The 19,527-nt window shown below is 61.0% G+C and carries 16 protein-coding genes; 6 read left to right on the top strand and 10 right to left on the bottom strand.

All coding sequences use genetic code 11. The features are described from left to right. The first annotated feature begins 18 nt into the window (after window positions 1-18). Genes PSH91_RS06655 through pcaC form a run of 3 tightly spaced genes read left to right on the top strand, consistent with a single transcriptional unit; the run spans window position 19 to window position 2,600 of the window. Window positions 19-1,383, top strand: coding sequence for a 3-carboxy-cis,cis-muconate cycloisomerase (locus PSH91_RS06655; protein ID WP_305467647.1), 1,365 nt, complete (start codon window positions 19-21; stop codon window positions 1,381-1,383). A gap of 12 nt (window positions 1,384-1,395) precedes the next feature. Then, complete coding sequence (gene pcaD, locus PSH91_RS06660; RefSeq protein ID WP_305467648.1) at window positions 1,396-2,196, top strand: 3-oxoadipate enol-lactonase; 801 nt, start codon at window positions 1,396-1,398, stop codon at window positions 2,194-2,196. A gap of 11 nt (window positions 2,197-2,207) precedes the next feature. Continuing rightward, on the top strand, window positions 2,208-2,600 hold the full coding sequence (pcaC, locus tag PSH91_RS06665) for a 4-carboxymuconolactone decarboxylase (protein ID WP_047228308.1): 393 nt from the start codon (window positions 2,208-2,210) through the stop codon (window positions 2,598-2,600). Window positions 2,601-3,097: 497 nt separating this feature from the next. Here pcaC and PSH91_RS06670 read toward each other — a convergent pair whose 3' ends face one another. The 4 genes from PSH91_RS06670 to PSH91_RS06685 all read right to left on the bottom strand — a co-directional run bounded on the left by PSH91_RS06670 (window position 3,098) and on the right by PSH91_RS06685 (window position 11,539). Next, window positions 3,098-4,351, bottom strand: coding sequence for an OprD family porin (locus PSH91_RS06670; protein WP_076386014.1), 1,254 nt, complete (start codon window positions 4,349-4,351; stop codon window positions 3,098-3,100). Window positions 4,352-5,759: 1,408 nt separating this feature from the next. Beyond that, complete coding sequence (gene adeC, locus PSH91_RS06675) at window positions 5,760-7,217, bottom strand: AdeC/AdeK/OprM family multidrug efflux complex outer membrane factor (RefSeq protein WP_047228033.1); 1,458 nt, start codon at window positions 7,215-7,217, stop codon at window positions 5,760-5,762. Beyond that, complete coding sequence (gene emhB, locus PSH91_RS06680) at window positions 7,214-10,378, bottom strand: efflux RND transporter permease subunit EmhB (RefSeq protein WP_305467652.1); 3,165 nt, start codon at window positions 10,376-10,378, stop codon at window positions 7,214-7,216. The genes adeC and emhB overlap by 4 nt, the downstream gene beginning before the upstream one ends. Before the next feature lie 3 nt (window positions 10,379-10,381). Then, a complete protein-coding gene (locus tag PSH91_RS06685; RefSeq protein WP_047228031.1) occupies window positions 10,382-11,539 on the bottom strand; it encodes an efflux RND transporter periplasmic adaptor subunit in 1,158 nt (385 codons plus the stop codon). 265 nt (window positions 11,540-11,804) lie between these two features. On the opposite strand from PSH91_RS06685, the gene PSH91_RS06690 reads away from it, so the two are divergent. Beyond that, the gene (locus PSH91_RS06690; protein WP_305467654.1) at window positions 11,805-12,437 is read left to right on the top strand and encodes a TetR family transcriptional regulator; all 633 of its coding nucleotides are present in this window, start codon (window positions 11,805-11,807) and stop codon (window positions 12,435-12,437) included. A gap of 211 nt (window positions 12,438-12,648) precedes the next feature. Here the strand turns inward: PSH91_RS06690 and PSH91_RS06695 are convergent, their stop codons facing one another. The 4 genes from PSH91_RS06695 to PSH91_RS06710 form a co-directional block, all read right to left on the bottom strand. Next, window positions 12,649-13,155, bottom strand: a complete 507-nt coding sequence (locus PSH91_RS06695; RefSeq protein ID WP_076386009.1) for a hypothetical protein — start codon at window positions 13,153-13,155, stop codon at window positions 12,649-12,651. A gap of 328 nt (window positions 13,156-13,483) precedes the next feature. After that, window positions 13,484-14,533: an alkene reductase gene (locus PSH91_RS06700; protein ID WP_076386007.1), complete on the bottom strand. Its 1,050-nt coding sequence runs from the start codon at window positions 14,531-14,533 to the stop codon at window positions 13,484-13,486. Between the two features lie 32 nt (window positions 14,534-14,565). Then, the gene (locus tag PSH91_RS06705; RefSeq protein WP_047228027.1) at window positions 14,566-15,732 is read right to left on the bottom strand and encodes an MFS transporter; all 1,167 of its coding nucleotides are present in this window, start codon (window positions 15,730-15,732) and stop codon (window positions 14,566-14,568) included. Window positions 15,733-15,749: 17 nt separating this feature from the next. Beyond that, window positions 15,750-16,052 (bottom strand): helix-turn-helix transcriptional regulator, encoded by a 303-nt coding sequence (locus tag PSH91_RS06710; protein WP_047228026.1) that lies wholly within the window; start codon window positions 16,050-16,052, stop codon window positions 15,750-15,752. Window positions 16,053-16,208: 156 nt separating this feature from the next. On the opposite strand from PSH91_RS06710, the gene PSH91_RS06715 reads away from it, so the two are divergent. Then, a complete protein-coding gene (locus PSH91_RS06715) occupies window positions 16,209-16,793 on the top strand; it encodes an ACP phosphodiesterase (RefSeq protein WP_047228025.1) in 585 nt (194 codons plus the stop codon). Window positions 16,794-16,938: 145 nt separating this feature from the next. On the opposite strand, the gene PSH91_RS06720 is transcribed toward PSH91_RS06715, so the two are convergent. Both PSH91_RS06720 and olsB read right to left on the bottom strand, forming a co-directional pair. Continuing rightward, window positions 16,939-17,730, bottom strand: coding sequence for a lysophospholipid acyltransferase family protein (locus tag PSH91_RS06720; protein ID WP_107322057.1), 792 nt, complete (start codon window positions 17,728-17,730; stop codon window positions 16,939-16,941). Beyond that, entirely contained in the window at window positions 17,730-18,485 is a 756-nt protein-coding gene (gene olsB / locus PSH91_RS06725; protein ID WP_047228023.1) for an L-ornithine N(alpha)-acyltransferase, read from the bottom strand. Before olsB ends, PSH91_RS06720 begins: the two co-directional genes overlap by 1 nt. A gap of 145 nt (window positions 18,486-18,630) precedes the next feature. On the opposite strand from olsB, the gene PSH91_RS06730 reads away from it, so the two are divergent. After that, window positions 18,631-19,503, top strand: a complete 873-nt coding sequence (locus PSH91_RS06730) for an acyl-CoA dehydrogenase (RefSeq protein ID WP_305467658.1) — start codon at window positions 18,631-18,633, stop codon at window positions 19,501-19,503. Window positions 19,504-19,527: the final 24 nt, after the last annotated feature.

Genomic DNA, 19,527 nt, shown 5'->3' on the forward strand with positions numbered 1-19,527 from the left:
CACACCCAAGGACTTTTTATGAGCGAACGACCGGGTAATCAGCTCTTTGATGCCTACTTCACCACCCGCCACATGCGCGAGGTGTTTTGTGATGCGGGCCGGGTGCAGGCCATGCTCGATGTCGAGGCGGCGCTGGCCCGGGCTGAAGCGAAGGTGGGCTTGATCCCTGTCAGTGCAGTGGCTCCGATCGAGAAGGCCTGTGACGCGCAGTTGTACGATTTTTCGGCGTTGAGCGAGGCGATTGCCACGGCGGGTAATTCGGCGATTCCACTGGTCAAGGCCCTCGGCAAGCGCATTGCCGCGCAAGACGCCGAGGCTGAGCGCTATGTGCACTTGGGGGCTACCAGTCAGGACGTGATGGACAGTGGGTTGGTGCTGCAACTGCGCCAGGCATTGGCTTTGATTGAAGGCGAACTGGTGCAACTGGCCACGATTCTCGCCCGCCAAGCCGAACGCTACGCCGCCACGCCATTGGCCGGGCGCACTTGGTTGCAACAGGCAACACCGGTGACCCTGGGCATGAAAATCGCCGGTTGGCTGGGAGCCATCACCCGTAGCCGCCAGCGCCTGAATGAGCTCAAACCGCGCTTGCTGGTGTTGCAGTTCGGTGGTGCCTCCGGAACGCTTGCCGCACTGGGTGAGCAGGCCTTGCCCATCGCCGAAGCCCTGGCCGCCGAGCTGCAACTGAGCTTGCCGGAGCAGCCGTGGCACACCCAACGCGATCGCCTGGTTGAGTTCGGTTCGGTACTGGGGTTGATCGCCGGCAGCCTGGGCAAACTGGGCCGCGACATCAGCTTGTTGATGCAGACCGAGGCCGGTGAAGCGTTCGAACCCTCGGCGCCGGGCAAGGGCGGTTCGTCCACCATGCCGCACAAACGTAACCCGGTGGGCGCGGCGGTGCTGATCGGTGCGGCGACCCGAGTCCCTGGCCTGTTGTCGACGCTGTTCAGCGCCATGCCCCAGGAGCACGAACGCAGCCTGGGCCTGTGGCACGCCGAATGGGAAACCTTGCCGGAGATCTGCTGCCTGGTGTCCGGCGCCCTGCAACAGGCGCGGCTGCTGGCCGAAGGTCTGGAAGTGGACGCGGCGCGCATGGCTCGCAATCTGGAACTGACCCAAGGGTTGGTGCTGGCCGAGGCGGTGAGCATCGTCCTGGCCCAGCGGGTCGGACGCGACACCGCGCATCATCTGTTGGAGCAATGTTGCAAACGCGCCGTGGCGGAGCAGCGTCATTTGCGGGGCGTGTTGGGGGACGAGCCCCAAGTCACTGCGCAGTTGTCTGCCGCTGAGCTGGATCATTTGCTCGACCCCGCCCACTACCTCGGCCAGGCCCAGACCTGGGTCGCGCGCGCGGTGGCTGAACACCTTGCCTTGAACGCCTGAAAGGAGACTGTTGTGGGATTCGTCAAACTCGCCGAAGGCGAACTGAACTATTGTTTCGATGGACCGCAGGATGGCCCGGTGCTGGTGCTCTCCAACTCCCTGGGCACCGACCTGCACATGTGGGACGAGCAGATCGCCGCCTTCAGTGAACACTTTCGCGTGCTGCGTTTCGACACGCGTGGGCACGGTCAATCATTGGTGACTGAAGGGCCGTACAGCATCGAACAACTGGGCCGCGACGTGCTGGCGATGCTCGATCAGCTGAACATCGACAAGGTGCATTTCTGTGGGTTGTCCATGGGCGGATTGATCGGCCAATGGCTGGGGATCAATGCCGGTGAGCGGCTGCACAAACTGGTGGTGTGCAACACCGCCGCCAAGATCGGCGACCCATCCGTATGGGACCCGCGGATCGAAACCGTACTGCGTGATGGCAAGGCGGCGATGGTCGCGCTGCGGGATGCCTCGATTGCCCGTTGGTTCACATCGGACTTTGCCCAGGCTCATCCAGAGAGGGTCAGGAAAATCACCGACATGCTTGCTGCCACTTCGCCCCAGGGCTACGCGGCTAACTGCGCGGCGGTGCGCGATGCCGATTTCCGCGAGCAGTTGTCGTCGATTCGCGTGCCGCTCTTGGTGGTCGCCGGCACCGAAGATGCCGTGACCCCACCGTCGGGCGGGCACTTTATCCAGGAGCGGGTCAACGGCGCCGAATACGCCGAATTCCATGCCGCGCATCTGTCCAACGTCCAGGCCGGCGCTGCGTTCAGCGAACGGGTGCTGGCTTTCCTGCTGGGTTCCAGTCGTTCTTGAGGGAGTATTTTGTGGACGAGAAGCAACGTTACGACGAAGGCATGCAAGTACGCCGCGCGGTGCTGGGCGATGCCCACGTCGACCGCAGCCTGAATGCCTTGACTGAGTTCAACAGCGAATTCCAGGAGATGATCACTCGTCATGCCTGGGGCGACATATGGACCCGCCCGGGCCTGCCGCGCCACACCCGCAGCCTGATCACCATCGCCATGCTGATCGGCATGAACCGCAGCGAAGAACTCAAACTGCACCTGCGCGCTGCTGCCAATAATGGTGTGAGCCGCAGCGAGATCAAGGAAGTGATCATGCAGAGTGCTATCTATTGCGGCATCCCCGCGGCCAACGCCACCTTCCACCTGGCCGAGTCGGTGTGGGATGAACTGGGCGTCGAATCACGGGCTTGAGATCCACCGCCAATCCCTGTGGAAGTCAAGACTGGGGGAGCAAAGCTTGCTCGCGAAAGCGGTGGGTCAGTTGGCGATGATGTTGAATGTGATGACGCCATCGCGAGCAGGCTCGCTCCCACACTGGATCTTCAGTGAGCACAAATTTTATGCTCGACACTGATCCCCTGTGGGAGCGGGCTTGCTCGCGAAAGCGGTGGGTCAGCTTGCATCGATGTTGAATGTGATGACGCCATCGAGAGCAGGCTCGCTCCCACACTGGATCTTCAGTGAGCACAAATTTTATGCTCAACGCTGATCCCCCTGTGGGAGCGAGCTTGCTCGCGAAAGCGGTGGGTCAGCTTGCATCGATGTTGAATGTGATGACGCCATCGCGAGCAGGCTCGCTCCCACACTGGATCTTCAGTGAGCACAAATTTTATGCTCGACACTGATCCCCCTGTGGGAGCGAGCCTGCTCGCGATGACGCCGGTACAGCCTCCACCCATGTTTGGCTTTTACAACAAGCTGATCGGATAGCTGACGATCAGCCGGTTCTCATCGAACTCATTGGTGCTGTAATCCCGACGCATCGTCGAATTACGCCATTTCACATTGAGGCTCTTCAACGCACCGCTCTGTACGGTGTAGGCCAGTTCGCTTTCGCGACCCCATTCCTTACCGTCGGTGATGGTGCCTGTGTGTACGTTGTCACCGCTGATGTAGCGGTTCATCAGGGTCAGGCCCGGTACGCCGACGGCGGCGAAGTTGAAGTCGTGGCGCACTTGCCAGGATTTTTCCTGGGCGTTGTCGTAGCTGGAGTTGTAGCTGTCGTTGGCCAGGGTGCCGCCGCTGGTGCCGTTGACGCGCATCCAGCCATCGTCGCCGCTGAGTTTTTGCAGGCCGACGTAGAAGGTGTTGCCACCGTATTTGGCCGAGAGCATGGCGAACGCGGTCTTGTTGTCCAGGTCGCCCGCCAGGGCACTGCCTTCTTCCTTGCCGATGAAGTAGCCCAGGTTGGCGCCCAGGGTCCAGTCACCGATGGGCTGGCTGTGGGTCAGGTTGAAATATTTTTGCTGGTAGATGTCCGACAGTTCCGCGTACCAGACGCCGACCTGAGTGCGCTTGTCGTTGAAAGCGTATTCGCCGCCGCCGAAATTGAAGCGGTCGGACGTGAACGCGCCGCGGCCGTTCATCGACATGTCTTCCATGCTCGCGTCGTTACGCGGGCTGTTGGCGCGGAACTGGCCGCCGTACAGGCTCAGGCCGTTGATCTCGGTGGAGGTGACCTGACCGCCGCGGAAAGTCTGCGGCAGGGACCGGCCATCGTCAGAGCGCAGGATCGGCAGCACCGGCATCCATTCGCCCACCTTCAACTCGGTTTTCGACACCTTGGCCTTGAGTGCGACACCCAGGCGACCAAAGTCATCGGCCGGGCGGCCATCGTCATGCACCGGTAACAAGGCGGTATTGGCAGTGCCGCGACCACCGTCGAGCTTGAGCGAGTACATGCCCAGCACGTCCATACCGAAACCGACTGTGCCCTGAGTGAAGCCGGACTTGGCGTCGAGAATGAAACTCTGGGTCCATTCCTCGGCTTTGCCTTGGGCGTTAGCCGGGTTGGTGAAGTTGCGGTTGATGTAGAAGTTGCGCAGGTTGAGATTGACCTTGGCGTCCTCGACAAAACCCGACTCTGCGGCCAGGACGGGCAGGGTGGCGCCAGACAGGGCGATAGCGATAAGGCTGGGAAACAAATGCTGTGTAGGTTTCATGGGCATGTCTCTAGTTTTTGTGGGCAAAGCGGGTCGCTGCCGCAACCTTGGGTTGCAGTCGGCACTGTGGAGCTGGACGGTAAGGCGATCGAAGGATCAGCCGGATGAGGCGGGGTCTATGGGCATGGCATCGAACCTGTTGTTATTGGTTTTGTGCGAGGGATGGTGAAGGGCCGGCTGGGATCGGTTCAATTGTCGTTTGCGGGTTTTGGGCGATTATCGAACGGCAAAAATTGATTGGATCTTTGTGGGAGTGAGCCTGATCGCGATGGCGGCCTACAGTCGGCCAGGATGTTTTTGACTGAGTACATATCCATTTCGCGGTAACGGCGACTTAGGGTTCCGCCCTTACGGCGGGTCACTTTCGAAAATCCGGAAGCCGGCCCAGGCGAAAGTAAGCAAAACGCTTCTGCCCCACCACTCGGTGCCTCGCCTAGGCTCGGCATGCCCGCACTCCGGCATTGCTCCGTGGGCCCGCCGCGAAGGGCCATCCATGGCCCAGCGCGGCTATCCCGGCATCCATGCCGGGATGCCCACTGCGCAATGCCTGCGTTCGGCCAGCGTGGTTAACGGGGCGCCCGAGATCAACGTCCACCGCGAGGCGGCCTAGTAGCCGACCTGGCTCTCCCGGTCGTACGCCGATCCCATTGTGAGAGCGAGCCCGCTCGCGAAGGCGGTCTGACAGCCGACCTGTCTCTCCGGCCATACCCCGATCCAACTGTGGGAGCGAGCTTGCTCGCGATGGCGGAGGGACAGTTTGCGGTGGTGTTGGATGTGCTGGCGTCATCGCGAACAAGCTCGCTCCCACAGGTTTTTGTATCGTGTGCGAATGTTGTGAACACCCGCAAACCTATGTGGGAGCGAGCCTGCTCGCGATAGCGTAGGGTCAGTTTGCGGCGATGTTGGATGTGCTGGCCTCTTCGCGAGCAAGCTCGCTCCCACAGGAGGAACGCGATCACCAAAAATCAGGTCGGCTATCAGGCCGCCTCGCGGTGGACGTTGATCTCGGGCGCCCCGTTAACCACGCTGGCCGAACGCAGGCATTGCGCAGTGGGCACCTCGGCATGGATGCCGAGGTAGCCGCGCTGGGCCATGGATGGCCCTTCGCGGCGGGCCCACGGAGCAATGCCGGAGTGCGGGCATGCCGAGCCTAGGCGAGGCACCGAGTGGTGGGGCAGAAGCGTTTTGCTTACTTTCGCCTGGGCCGGCTTCCGGATTTTCGAAAGTGACCCGCCGTAAGGGCGGAACCCTAAGTGGCCGTTACCGCAGAAACGGATATGTACGCAATCAACAAAACCCTGGCCGACTGTCAGGCCGCCATCGCGGGCAAGCCTTGCTCCCACACAGCGTGCACAAACAAAAAGCCCACCTTCCGGTGGGCTTCGTGTTTCAGCGTTCAGGCATCAAGTCAGAACAGTTTCAACGGCGGCGCTTTCTCCGCCACCGGTTCGTTCTTGCCGGGTTCGGCATTCCAACCACCGCCCAACGCCTTGTACAGATTGACCTCGCTGGTCAGTTGCGCCAGGCGGTCGGTGATCAGCGATTGTTGGGCGCTGAACAACTGACGTTGGGCGTCGAGGAAGGTCAGGTTGCTGTCGACACCGATGCGATAGCGACGCTCGGCCAGGCTGTAGTAGTCCTGGTTGGCGGCGACGAAGGCGGTCTGGGCCTGCAACTGTTCATTGTAGGTCCGGCGTGCGGCCAGGCCGTCGGAGACTTCCTGAAACGCGGTCTGAATCGACTTCTCGTAATTGGCGACGTTGATGTCTTTCTGGATTTTGGCGTAATCCAGGCTTGCCCGCAGGCTGCCGGCGTTGAAGATCGGCAGGTTGATTTGCGGGGCGAAGGTCCAGGTGCCCGAACCGCCCTTGAACAGGCCGGACAGGTCCGGGCTCAGGGTGCCGGCGTTGGCCGTCAGACTGATGCTGGGGAAGAACGCGGCCCGTGCGGCGCCGATGTTGGCGTTGGCGGCCAGCAGGTTGCGTTCGGCCTGGAGGATGTCTGGGCGACGTTGCAACAGGTCTGACGGCAACCCCGCCGGCACTTCGCTGAGCAGGTCATCGCTCAGCGGTTGGGTGCTCAGGTTGGACGGCAGACCGGTGCCCAGCAGCAGGGTCAGGCTGTTTTCATCCTGAGCCACCTGGCGGGTATAGCGCGCCAGTTGTACGCGGGCGTTTTCCACCGCCGTGCGTGCCTGGCTCAGGTCCAGGGCCGAGGCCACGCCGACTTCGGCGCTGCGCGAGGTCAGCTTGAGGCTTTGCTCGTAGGTGCCCAGGGTTTCCTGGGTCAGCTTGAGCAGTTCCTTGTCGGCCTGCCAGGTCAGGTAGGCGTTGGCAACGCTGGCCACCAGGCTGATCTGGGTACTGCGACGGGCCTCTTCGGTGGCGAAGTAGCTTTGCAGCGCTTGCTCGCTCAGGCTGCGCACCCGGCCGAACAAGTCCAGTTCATAAGCACTGATGCCCAGGGTCGCGGAGTAGGAGCTGCTGATGGCTGCCTCACCGGTTTGCGACGCCCGTGCCGGTACTCGCTGACGGCTGCCGGAACCGGTGGCCGAGACCGCCGGGAACAGGTCCGCCCGCTGGATGCGGTATTGCGCGGCGTAAGCATCGATATTCAGCGCCGCGACGCGCAGGTCGCGGTTGTTTTCCAGGGCAACCTGGATCAGCTGTTGCAAGGCCGGGTCATGGAAAAACTGTTTCCAGCCCTGTTCGGCGGCGGCCTGGCTGGCCGCCTTGGCCGGCTCGTAGGCCGGACCTTGCGGGTACTGCGTGGCGACCGGTGCTTCGGGCCGCTGATAATCGGGGATCAGCGAGCAGCCGCTGAGCACGACGGCGGCGATGGTCAGAGAGAGGAGCGACTTGCTCATTGGCCAGCCTCTTTAGAAGTTTCAGGAGTGTCGTCCTGGTCGATATTTTTGCGACGGCCTATCGACGACACAGTCACGAAGAACAATGGCACCCAGAAAATCGCCAGGATGGTGGCGGTCAACATACCGCCGATCACACCGGTGCCGATGGCGTGCTGGCTGCCTGAACCTGCGCCGGTGGAAATCGCCAACGGCACCACGCCGAGAACGAACGCCAGGGACGTCATGATGATCGGCCTTAGACGCATCCTACAGGCTTCAATGGCGGCTTCCACCAGCGTGCGGCCCTGTTCGTGAAGTTCCTTGGCGAATTCCACGATCAGAATAGCGTTTTTCGCCGCCAGACCGATGGTCGTCAACAAGCCCACCTGGAAGTACACGTCGTTGGACAGGCCGCGCAGGCTGGTCGCCATCAAGGCACCGATGATCCCCAGTGGTACCACGAGCATGACCGCGATCGGAATCGACCAGCTTTCATACAGCGCAGCCAGGCAGAGGAATACCATCAGCAGCGACAAGGCGTACAACGCAGGCGCCTGGGAGCCGGAAAGACGTTCCTCGTAGGACAAACCCGTCCAGGAAATACCGACGCCGGCCGGCAGTTTCTGGGCGATGGCCTCGACTTCGGCCATGGCTTCACCGGTGGAGTAACCCGGGGCCGGGGACCCCAGAATTTCCATTGCTTCCACGCCGTTGTAACGGGCCAGTTTCGGCGAGCCGTAGACCCATTCGCCCTTGGCGAATGCGCTGAACGGCACCATAGTCCCGGCGCTGTTGCGCACATACCACTTCTGCAGGTCTTCGGGGCTCATGCGTGCATTCGGCTGACCTTGGACGTACACCCGCTTCACCCGACCACGGTCGATGAAGTCGTTCACGTAGCTACTGCCCAGGGCAACCGACAGGGTGTTGTTGATGTCCGAGAGGGTGATGCCCAGGGCGCTGGCCTTCTCGTCATCGATTTCTAACTGGTACTGCGGCTCGTCATTCAGGCCGTTCGGACGCACCTGGGAGAGAATCTTGCTCTGGGAAGCCATGCCCAGGAACTGGTTACGGGCTTCCATCAGCTTCTCATGGCCGATGCCGGCGCGGTCCTGCAGGAACACGTCGAAACCGGTGGCGTTACCCAGTTCCATCACCGCCGGCGGAGCGAAGGCAAACACCATTGCGTCGCGGAAGGTGAAGAAGTGTTGCTGGGCGCGGCCAGCGATTTTGAACACACTGTTCTCTGCGTCACGCTCTTCCCACGGCTTGAGCATGATGAACGCCAGGCCGGAGCTCTGGCCACGACCAGCGAAGTTGAAGCCGGTCACGGTGAACACCGAGGCCACGCCATCGCCTTCACCGCCATCCTTGCTTGGACGCAGCAGGAACTCGCGCATGTTGTCCACCACCACCTGGGTCCGTTCGGCGCTGGAACCGGCCGGGGTCTGCACCTGGGCAAACAGCACGCCCTGGTCTTCTTCCGGCAGGAACGCCGTCGGGATGCGGGTGAACAGCCAGACCATGCCAACCACGATGATCACATAGGCCAGCAGGTACGGCGCCTTGTGCTTGAGCATGTTGCCCACACCGCGCTCGTAGCTTCGGACGCCGCGGTCGAAGGTGCGGTTGAACCAGCCGAAGAAGCCGCGTTTCGGCGTGCCGTGCTCACCCTTGGGAATCGGCTTGAGCATGGTGGCGCACAGGGCCGGGGTAAAGATCAGGGCCACCAGTACCGACAGGGCCATGGCCGAGACGATGGTGATGGAAAACTGCTTGTAGATCACGCCGGTGGAGCCGCCAAAAAACGCCATCGGCAGCAGCACCGCCGAGAGCACCAGGGCGATACCCACCAGGGCGCCCTGGATCTGGCCCATGGATTTCTTGGTGGCTTCCTTGGGTGACAGGCCTTCTTCACTCATGACCCGTTCGACGTTCTCCACCACGACGATGGCATCGTCCACCAGCAAACCGATGGCCAGCACCATGCCGAACATGGTCAGGGTGTTGATGCTGAAGCCGAATGCCGCGAGGATCCCGAAAGTGCCGAGCAATACCACCGGCACCGTCATCGTGGTGATGATGGTGGCGCGGAAGTTCTGCAGGAACAGGAACATCACCAGGAACACCAGGGCAACCGCTTCGATCAGGGTTTCAACCACACCCTTGATCGACTCGCTCACCACCGGTGTGGTGTCGTAGGGGAACACCACTTCCAGGCCTTGCGGGAAGAACGGCTTGAGATCTTCGACGGTCTGGCGCAGGGCCTTGGCCGTGTCGAGGGCGTTGGCACCGGTGGCCAGTCTCACTGCCAGACCGGAGGCCGGGGCACCGTTGAACTGGGCATTGATGCTGTAGCTCTCGCCGCCCAGGGCGACATCTGCCACGTCGCCGACGCGCACTTGCGAGCCATCCGGATTGACCTTGAGCAAGATGGCCTTGAACTGTTCGGCGGTCTGCAGGCGGGTCTTGCCAATAATGGTGGCGTTCAGTTGCTGACCGGGCAGGGCAGGCAAGCCGCCGAGTTGGCCGGACGCGATCTGGACGTTCTGCGCGGAAATGGCGTTGGTCACATCTACCGGGGTCAGGCTGTAGTTATTCAGCTTGGCCGGGTCGAGCCAGATTCGCATTGCGTACTGGGCACCGAAGACCTGGAAGTCACCGACACCGGCTGTGCGCGAGATCGGGTCCTGCATGTTGGACACGATGTAGTTGGACAGGTCTTCCCGGGTCATGCTGCCGTCGCGCGACACCACGCCGATCACCATCAGGAAGTTTCTCACTGACTTGGTCACGCGGATGCCCTGTTGCTGCACTTCTTGCGGCAGCAGCGGGGTGGCCAGGTTCAACTTGTTCTGGACCTGCACCTGGGCGGTATCGGAGTTGGTGCCTTGTTCGAAGGTCGCCGTGATGGTCATGCTGCCGTCGGAGTTACTTTCCGAGGAGACATAACGCAGGTTATCGATGCCGTTGAGCTGTTGCTCGATGACCTGCACCACGGTGTCCTGCACGGTCTGCGCGGATGCGCCCGGGTAGGTGACCTGGATCGCAATGGCCGGCGGCGCGATGCTGGGGTATTGGTTGATCGGCAATTTGAGGATCGACAGGGCCCCGACCAACATGATCACCAGGGCGATAACCCAGGCGAAAATCGGACGGTCGATAAAAAATTTCGACATGGTTTACTCCCCTTTGCCGCCGGCGGCTTTGTCAGCTGCCTGTGCGGGGGCCGGGTTCTTTGCGCCAACGTTGGTGGCCTCAGTGGCTTTGACTTCCACCCCTGGCCGTACGTACTGCAACCCTTCGGTGATCAAACGATCGCCAGCCTTGAGCCCGTCTTCGATCAGCCACTGGCTACCGACGGTACGGCTGGCCTTGAGCTGGCGCAGCTCGACCTTGTTGTCCGGGCCCACCACCAGGGCGGTCGGCATGCCTTTGAGGTCGCGGGTCACGCCTTGCTGCGGCGCGAGAATCGCCGCGCTGTTGACCCCGGCCTGCAATTGCGCGTGGACGAACATGCCCGGCAGCAGGGTGTGGTCAGGGTTAGGGAACACCGCGCGCAGGGTTACCGAACCGGTGGTCTGGTCGACCGACACTTCGGAGAACTCCAGCTTGCCCTCATGGGCATATTGGCTGCCGTCTTCCAGGGTCAGTTTGACCATGGCGGCGTTGTCGCCAGCCTTCTGCAGGCGGCCGCTTTCCAGTTCACGGCGCAGTTGCAGCAGTTCCACGGAACTCTGCGTCACGTCGACGTAAATCGGGTCCAGTTGCTGAATGGTTGCCAGGGCATCGGCCTGGCCGTTGCTGACCAGCGCACCCTCTGTCACCGAGGAGCGACCGATGCGACCGGAAATCGGTGCGTAGACCTTGGTGTAGCGCACATTGATCTGGGCGGTCTGCAGATTGGCTTCCGACTCCAGGCGGTTGGCCAAGGCGGTGTCGTATTCCTGGCGGCTGACGGCCTGTTCGTCCACCAATTGTTTATAGCGATCGGAAATGGACTTGGTTGAGCGCAGGTTTGCTTCGGCGCTTTTGAGGGTCGCTTCGTACATGGCCGGGTCAATCTGATACAGCTGCTGGCCGGCTTTGACGTCGGCACCTTCCTTGAACAGGCGCTTGAGGATGATGCCGTTGACTTGCGGACGAACTTCCGCGATGCGGAACGCGCTGGTGCGACCGGGAAGCTCCGACGTCAGGGTGAACGGCTGGGTCTTGAGGGTTACGACGCCGACCTGAGGAGCCGGTGCGGCAGGTGCCGCCTCTTCCTTTTTACATCCGCTGAGCAGCGATGCCAGGGCGATGGCGGTAACCAGAGCGGTAACAGCTGGCTTGAATTGCATGGAACTCCTCGGGTCCAGGCGCGTAAGAGGCGCACAAGAAAGTGGAAGGTGAAAAAGAGCGAGATAAACAATTAGTAGGATGCTAAGAAATATACTTACGTACACGGTTGTTTGTAAACACCCAAATTGCGTACCATCGGTATTTACAAAAGCCTGACAAAAGGCCTGCGCAGGTCGCAGAAGCGTTGTGAAAAACGCCGCCTCACATTTTGTTCAGTTGATCCTTACGCATTGCTTACGCATCCTGATTGAGGTGTTTACTGCCATGGTCCGTCGTACCAAAGAGGAAGCTCTGGAGACTCGCAGCCAGATACTCGAAGCGGCCGAAAAAGCCTTTTTCGAGCGCGGTGTGGCCCGCACGACACTGGCTGACATCGCGACGCTGGCCGGTGTAACGCGCGGTGCCATCTACTGGCATTTCAGCAATAAGGCGGACCTGCTCCAGGCCATGCTCGATACCTTGCACGAGCCGCTCGACGATCTGGCCCGCGCCAGTGAAAGTGAAGAGGAGCTTGACCCCCTGGGTTGTGTTCGCAAGCTGCTGGTGCGGTTGTTCCAACAGGTGGCCCTGGACCCGAAAACCCGACGCATTAATGAGATTTTGTTTCATAAGTGCGAATTCACCGATGAAATGTGCGATTTGCGCCAGCAGCGGCGCCAGGTCAGTCTCGATTGCAACGTGCGTATCGCGTTGTCGTTGCGCAATGCGATGAAGCGTGGCCAGTTGCCGGACGATCTGGATCCCGAAAGGGCAGCGGTCGCCATACATGCATACATCGACGGCATTTTGTACCAGTGGCTACTGGCTCCCGACAGCTTCGCACTGGCGGGTGAGGCCGAGCGCTGGGTGGAGATCGGGCTGGATATACTGCACCTGAGCCCCAACCTGCGCAAATAAAACAAAATGCTCAATTTCATCGGTTTGTGTCAATAGCTGAACGGCGAGGACCCCGCCGGGCCTTGATCCCGGCAGAGTCATTTATAGACGAACTGCAGACACGTTGATCGCTCGCGATTCGCGATTGTGCAGGAGGATTATGGCGTGTTGATGTACCGGCGCCATTGAGGCGCCTGTACTTGTCGTGCCGGCCTGTTACCGACCCTCTGGTTTATTCAACAATGAGGCGCACGGAATAGTTGAAAGGGGGTTCGAGCATCTTCTGGAAGATTTCCGAGCGGCAGGTATATTCACCATTGCCGGTATACGCAGTTTTGCTTTTCCTGTTTGGCCTGTAACTGGATTCCAGGACGCCAAAACCGATGGGGGCTTCAAAGCGGGTTTGCATTTGGCAGCCGAAGTTGAAGGTGCTCATTTGATAGGAGAGAACTAATTCAATCGGTTTGATTTTTCTCAGCGTCGGTTGCCAGCCAGCAGCGGGATAAGTGAATTTCCTGTTATGGGCGAAATAGAATTCGCGGGTTGTTTTGGCGGGGACATCATAAGCGCTCAAGGACATGTCCGGGGGCGTGGGTTGCTCACTTAAAATGTTGGTCATTTCCAAGGCGTGAGAAGTTTTGTTTACCAGCTCCACGGTGATGCCGGTGTTGGCCAGGCTGGTGGCGACGGCTGCCGGTCCCAGTAGCAGAGCGAGGATTAATTTTTTCATCATGTTCATTGTAATGTGTCTCTCATGTATTACGAGGCGCGCTAAAGCCTGCGTAAGATAATGGCGCGTAATTGAAGTTACTTGGTTTAGTGTTGTTTTTTACAAGAATTGAAGTTGCTTATTAAGTTTGATAGATGTCGGTTAAATCCATTGGTTGAGTGGGTTGTTGTTCGGGCTTATTATTAGCGCTGTCCGGTGTGTTAATCCATGGTGAGTAAGTGTGGTGTTGTTATTTGATGTTTCGATGTCTGCGGAGTTTGATTGCGTCAGCCGTCAACAGATGTAAAAAAGCCCCGGCTCTTGCGAGTCGGGGCTTTTTGTAAGGCCGGTTTTTTATTTACATCACGGGGTAATCGATGTAACCCACCGGGCCTTTCCCATAGAACGTTTCCGGATGCGGCTCGTTCAGCGGTGCGTCAGCTTTCAAGCGCGCCGGCAGGTCCGGGTTGGCAATGAACGGCACACCAAAGGCAACGGCATCCGCTTTGCCCTCGGCCAGCCAGGCGTTGGCGCTGTCCTTGGTGAAACGTTCGTTGGCGATGTACGGGCCACCGAAAGCTTGCTTGAGCTGCGGGCCGATGCTGTCTTCGCCTTCCTTTTCACGGGAGCAGATAAAGGCGATGCCACGCTTGCCCAACTCGCGGGCCACATAGCTGAAGGTTTCCAGGCGGTTCTCGTCGCCCATGTCATGGGAGTCGGCGCGTGGTGCCAGGTGCACGCCAACCCGGCCGGCGCCCCAGACTTCAATGGCAGCGTCGGTCACTTCCAGCAGCAGGCGGGCACGGTTTTCCAGGGAGCCGCCATAGTTGTCGGTGCGCTGGTTGGTGCTGCTTTGCAGGAACTGGTCGAGCAGGTAGCCGTTGGCGCCATGGATTTCCACGCCGTCGAAACCGGCGGCCTTGGCGTTCTCGGCGCCTACGCGGTAAGCCTCAATGATATCGGCGATCTCCTCGGTTTCCAGCGCGCGTGGCGTCGGGTAGTCGGCCAGCGGACGCACCAGACTTACATGGCCCTTGGGCTGGATGGCGCTGGGCGCCACCGGCAATTCGCCGTTCAGGTAAGACGGATGGGAGATCCGGCCCACGTGCCACAGTTGCAGGAAAATCTTGCCGCCGGCGCCGTGGATGGCCTTGGTCACGTTGCTCCAGCCGCGCACCTGGTCGTTGGACCAGATGCCGGGGGTATCGGGGTAGCCCACGCCCATGGGCGTGACAGAGGTGGCTTCGCTGAGGATCAGGCCAGCGGAGGCACGCTGCACGTAGTACTCGGCCATCAGCGCGTTGGGCACACGGCCGGCGTCGGCACGGCAGCGGGTGAGCGGCGCCATGATGATGCGGTTCTTCAGCTCGATGTCGCCGAGTTTGATTGGATCGAAAATAGTCGTCATCAATTACAACCTCGAAAGTTAAGGGTTAAAAGTCAGTGAGTGGCAGGGGCCAGGTCGGCATTGCCGCCCTGGCGGAAAGTGATCAGGGTGACCAGCAGCGCCAGCACGGCCAGCGCACCGGCGGCCAGGGGCACGCTGGTCAGGCCCAGGCCGTGGTCGATGACACTGCCGCCGACCCAGGCGCCCAAGGCGTTGCCGATGTTGAAGGCGCCGATGTTCAGGGTGGAAACCAGGTTTGGCGCGTCTTTGCCGAAGGTCACCACGTTGACTTGCAGGGCCGGCACGGCGGCGAAGCAGGCGGTGGCCCAGAGGAACAGGGTGATTTCAGTGGGGATCAGCGCGACGCTGGTCCAGCTCAATACGGTGGACACCACAGCCATGGTGGTGAAAACCCCCATCAGCGTGTTCGCCAAGCTCTTGTCCGCCAGCTTGCCGCCGATGATGTTGCCCAGGGTCAGGCCCAGGCCGATCAGCACCAGGGTCCAGGTCACGCCGCGGGGCGATACGCCAGTGACTTCTCCCAGCAGCGGGGCGACGTAAGTGAACAGGGTGAACACCGAGGCGGAGAACAGCGCGGTCATGCTCAGGGACAGCCACAGGCCTGCGCCCTTGAGGGCGACGAGTTCCGAGCGCATGTCGAGTTTTTCTTCATCGCGCTTGGCCGGCAGAAAACGGATCAGGCCGATCAGTGCAATCACGCCGATGACGGTCACGGCCCAGAAGGTCGAGCGCCAGCCGGCTTCCTGACCCAGCGCGGTGCCCAGCGGTACGCCGAGTACGTTGGCCAGGGTCAGGCCGGTGAACATCAGGGCTACGGCCGAGGCGCGCTTGTTGGGTGCCACCAGGCCGGCGGCCACCACCGAACCGATGCCGAAGAACGCGCCATGGCACAGGGCGGTGACGACCCTGGCGAACATCAGCACGTTGTAATCACTGGCGATGGCGCAGAGCAGGTTGCCGACGATGAAGATCCCCATCAGCGCGACCAGGGCGGCCTTGCGCGGCAACCGTGCGGTGGCCAGGGCCATGAACGGTGCCCCGATGGCCACGCCCAGGGCGTAGCCGGTCACCAGCCAGCCGGCACCGGGAATCGATACACCCAGGTCGGCCGCCACCTCAGGCAACAGGCCCATGATGACGAACTCGGTGGTGCCGATGGCGAAGGCGCTCAGGGCCAGGATGAGAAGTGAGAGGGGCATGGTGGATCCTTGTCGGGTCAGAGCTCTTGGCTCATTTGCTTGAGGAACTGCTGGATCACGTCCTCGTTGCGTTTGAAGAAATGCCATTGACCGACCTTCTGGCTGGTGATCAGCCCCGCCCGTTGCAACACCGCCAGATGGGCGGACACCGTGGACTGCGACAGGCCGCAACGCTGGTCGATCTGCCCGGCGCAAATGCCGAATTCGTGGTTGTGCAGCTGTTCGGGGAACTGGACCTTGGGGTCTTTGAGCCAGTTGAGGATGTCTCGCCGTACTGGGTGTGCCAGGGCTTTTATTATTTCGTCGAGGTCGAGGGGCATGGTTGGCTGCTCGGAATGAGTAAAACGCTATATCGCGATGGGGCGAACTTTAAATCGTTATTTCGCGATACACCAATATGGATTTGATCTGAAAACCGAATAAATCGTTATATCGGGTTATAACGATATTGGCGCGGCGGTGCTAAGCTTCGCGCCATGAACTATCTCGCACACCTGCACCTCGGCGGCCCCGGCCGGGAACGACTGCTCGGCAGCCTCTACGGCGACTTCGTCAAAGGGCCGTTGCAAGGGCTGTACGATCCGCAGATCGAAGCGGCGATTGCCCTGCATCGACGCATCGACATGTACACCGACCGCCACCCCGTGGTGGATATCGCTTTGTCGCGCTTTTCCACCGTACGGCGGCGCTATGCCGGAATTGTGCTCGACGTGTTTTTTGATCATTGCCTGGCCCGGGACTGGGCGCTGTATGGCGAAGGGCCGTTGATGGACTTCACCTCCCAGGTCTACCGAGTGCTCGCCGCCGAGCCGCAGTTGCCTGGGCGTCTGGCGCAAATCGCGCCTTACATGGCTGCGGATGACTGGCTGGGGTCTTATCGAGAATTCGATGTGCTTGGGCAAGTATTGCGGGGGATTTCCCGACGCCTGTCCCGGCCGGAGGAACTGGCCGGGGCCATGGAAGAATTGATCAGGCTCTATGAACCGTTGAGCGAAGACTTTCAGCTGTTCTACCCGCAGTTGCAGGATTTTGCGTTGAGCCAGACAACACGGCAGGGGTGATGTTGGAGCCGGTTCTTGCCGTCACTGAAGTTCAAATGTGTGAGCGAGCCTGCTCGCGATGAAGGCCTGGCAGTCAAGAACCAACTGACTGACCGCTATCGCGAGCAGGCTCGCTCCCACAAGGGCTCTGCATAGGGTCGCCGGATCAGGCCGCGATCGCAGGCCGCATCGGCACTTGCTGCTTTTGTGGGATTTCGCCAAACAATTCCTTGTGCACCGCCTGTTGCGCCTGAAAGGCCAGGGCAGCCCGCTCCTGGCCGTGGCAGGCAATCGGTTCCAGCAGATGGATGTGCACCTCGCCCCGGTCATTGGCGAACAGGCGCATCAGGTGCGACAGCAAATCATCATCGCCAACGAACGGCGCCAGCGAGTCCGGTTCACCGTTGCGCAGGTAGCGGATCGCCACCGGTTGCAGCGCCACGTCCGCATCGATGGCCGCCGACAATAAACGACCGTGGAAAGTGCGCAGGGAGCGGCCATCGGTGGTGGTGCCTTCGGGAAACATCAGCAGCGGATGGGCCTGTTCCAGGTGTCGGCTCATTTGCTTGCGGATCAACTGGCTGTCGCCCGAGCCGCGCCGGATAAACAGGCTGCCAGCCTTGGCCGCCAACCATCCGGCCACTGGCCAGGTGCGTACTTCGGCCTTGGACAGGAAGGACATTGGCGTGAGCATGCCCAGCAGCGGGATATCGGTCCAGGACACATGGTTGCTGACCCACAGCATGGGCTGTTGCGGCATTTGCCCGTGCACCGTCACGCAGAAGGGCAGGGCATTGCTCAGGCGCGCCATGAAAAAACGCGACCAGCGCTGGCGGCGCACCATGGAGTTGGCCACACCCAACCGTTCGAACAGCCCGAATACGCTGGCCATGCTCAGCCCCAGCGTCACCACCAGCAACACTCGCGCGATTCGCGCGTACACCCGCAACCGACTCATCACACCGCTGCCTTGAAGTGGCGGGCGTAGCGTGGGCAGAGTTCGTCACGCTTGAGCAGGATAAACACGTCGGCCACCTGGAAATCCTCATCCCAGCACGGCTCACCGCAAATCTTCGCGCCCAGGCGCATGTAAGCCTTGAGCAGAGGTGGCATTTCGGCGATGACGTTGGACGGTACGTCCAGGGCCGGCAACGGTTTTTTCGGCACCGCCCGCAGGTGTTCGGTGCACAGATAACGTTCGCGCAGACGCTGCATGATCGCTTGGGCCTGGACGCCGCCGTCCTGCATTGGAATGCTCGCGCATCCCATCAGGTAGCTGTAGCCGCCTTCGTTCAGCACCTCGGCCAGTTCGCCCCACAGTACCGCGATGGTGCCGCCGTTGCGGTAGGCCGGATCGACGCAGGTGCGGCCGATTTCCAGGATCGGGCCCTTGAGATGGACCAGGCCGTGAAGGTTGAATTCTTCTTCGCTGTAGAATCGGCCCAGGCTGCTGGCAGCGTGGTGATCGAGCAGGCGTGTCGTCGCCACGAGTCGGCCGGTATTCAGGTCGCGTACGCCGATGTGGGCGCAGTGAACATCATAGTCATCCATGTCCAGACCCATTTCCGCGCCTTTGAGCTTGGCGTTGAATTCGCCGCTGAAGACGTTGAAGCGCAGGGCCTGGGCTTCTTGCAAAGCCTTGGCGCCAATCAGGCGTTCGGCTTGCAGGCGGCGTTCATTGCCAGTGTCGCTGATGCGGGCGATCTGAGTCATAGCGAATCTCCGTGCGGGCTGTTCAGTTGCAGCCGATCGACTTTCTTTATGCAGCCATGTTGTGCAAAGTCAGGCTATGTAGCCCCGGTGTCATCGCCATGAAGCTTTGGTGATGCTTATATGACAGCCCATTGAGGAGCCTCCCATGCCCTGGCAAAACCTGATCGAACGCGGCGAGCGGTTGCCCGCCCATCCGGACCTGGCTGAGGGTTATGCGGCCTTGCTGCAACGCCTGGGGCCGGTTACGCCGTTCGAACTGGCCGTCATGGGGGCGCGATTGATGGCAACGCCGGGGTTGGCTTTTCTGGTGGGGTATCAGGCGGCGCTGCGGGTGCTTTGGCCGAGCGCGCCCCAGAGCCTGGGCGCCTTGTGCGCCACGGAGCAGCGCAGCCTGCGCCCGGCGGACATGCAGACTCGCATCACCGACCTGCGATTGAACGGGCGCAAGGATTTCGTTACTGCGGGCGATGCGGCCGAGTGGCTGCTGATTGCCGCCCGCAGCGAAGCAGCCGGCGAGCCGCCGCGGTTGAATCTTGCGGTGGTTTATCCCGGAGAGCCGGGGGTGACCCTGGAAAAACTCCCGGCCATCGCCCTGATGCCAGACATCAGCCATGGCCGGGTGCTGTTGGATGGCGCGCTGTGCGAGTTGTTGGCCGGGGACGGTTGGGACGCCTACGTCAAACCGTTCCGCACCTTGGAAGACCTTTATGTGCTCAGTGCCATGGCCGCCTGGCTGTATGGCGTGGGGCAGGAGTGCGCTTGGCCCCAAGCCCTGCAGCTGCGTCTGCTGGGATTGCTGGCCGGTTGCGCTGAAGTGAGTCGTCACAACCCGTCCAGCGCGGCCGGGCATGTGCTGCTGGGTGGGTTGTTCGCCCAGTTCAACGGGCTCGATGAAGAACTGAACGACGCCCTGGCCGCCGGCCCGGCGGTGTGGCGCGAGATGTGGACGCGAGATAAAGCCGTGATGGATATGGCGGCGGGTGCGCGGGCCAAGCGGTTGGCCAAGGCGTTGGGATAACCCTTTGTGGGAGCGAGCCTGCTC

The sequence above is a fragment of the Pseudomonas sp. FP1154 genome (assembly GCF_030687245.1).
Taxonomy (GTDB): Bacteria; Pseudomonadota; Gammaproteobacteria; order Pseudomonadales; family Pseudomonadaceae; genus Aquipseudomonas; species Aquipseudomonas rhizophila.

Coding starts and splice junctions, on each gene's coding strand:
- PSH91_RS06655 (WP_305467647.1), top strand. CDS start 19: ATGAGCGAACGACCGGGTAATCAGCTCTTTGATGCCTACTTCACCACC.
- PSH91_RS06670 (WP_076386014.1), bottom strand. CDS start 4,351: ATGAAACCTACACAGCATTTGTTTCCCAGCCTTATCGCTATCGCCCTG.
- adeC (WP_047228033.1), bottom strand. CDS start 7,217: ATGAGCAAGTCGCTCCTCTCTCTGACCATCGCCGCCGTCGTGCTCAGC.
- emhB (WP_305467652.1), bottom strand. CDS start 10,378: ATGTCGAAATTTTTTATCGACCGTCCGATTTTCGCCTGGGTTATCGCC.
- PSH91_RS06685 (WP_047228031.1), bottom strand. CDS start 11,539: ATGCAATTCAAGCCAGCTGTTACCGCTCTGGTTACCGCCATCGCCCTG.
- PSH91_RS06690 (WP_305467654.1), top strand. CDS start 11,805: ATGGTCCGTCGTACCAAAGAGGAAGCTCTGGAGACTCGCAGCCAGATA.
- PSH91_RS06695 (WP_076386009.1), bottom strand. CDS start 13,155: ATGAACATGATGAAAAAATTAATCCTCGCTCTGCTACTGGGACCGGCA.
- PSH91_RS06700 (WP_076386007.1), bottom strand. CDS start 14,533: ATGACGACTATTTTCGATCCAATCAAACTCGGCGACATCGAGCTGAAG.
- PSH91_RS06705 (WP_047228027.1), bottom strand. CDS start 15,732: ATGCCCCTCTCACTTCTCATCCTGGCCCTGAGCGCCTTCGCCATCGGC.
- PSH91_RS06710 (WP_047228026.1), bottom strand. CDS start 16,052: ATGCCCCTCGACCTCGACGAAATAATAAAAGCCCTGGCACACCCAGTA.
- PSH91_RS06715 (WP_047228025.1), top strand. CDS start 16,209: ATGAACTATCTCGCACACCTGCACCTCGGCGGCCCCGGCCGGGAACGA.
- PSH91_RS06720 (WP_107322057.1), bottom strand. CDS start 17,730: ATGAGTCGGTTGCGGGTGTACGCGCGAATCGCGCGAGTGTTGCTGGTG.
- olsB (WP_047228023.1), bottom strand. CDS start 18,485: ATGACTCAGATCGCCCGCATCAGCGACACTGGCAATGAACGCCGCCTG.
- PSH91_RS06730 (WP_305467658.1), top strand. CDS start 18,631: ATGCCCTGGCAAAACCTGATCGAACGCGGCGAGCGGTTGCCCGCCCAT.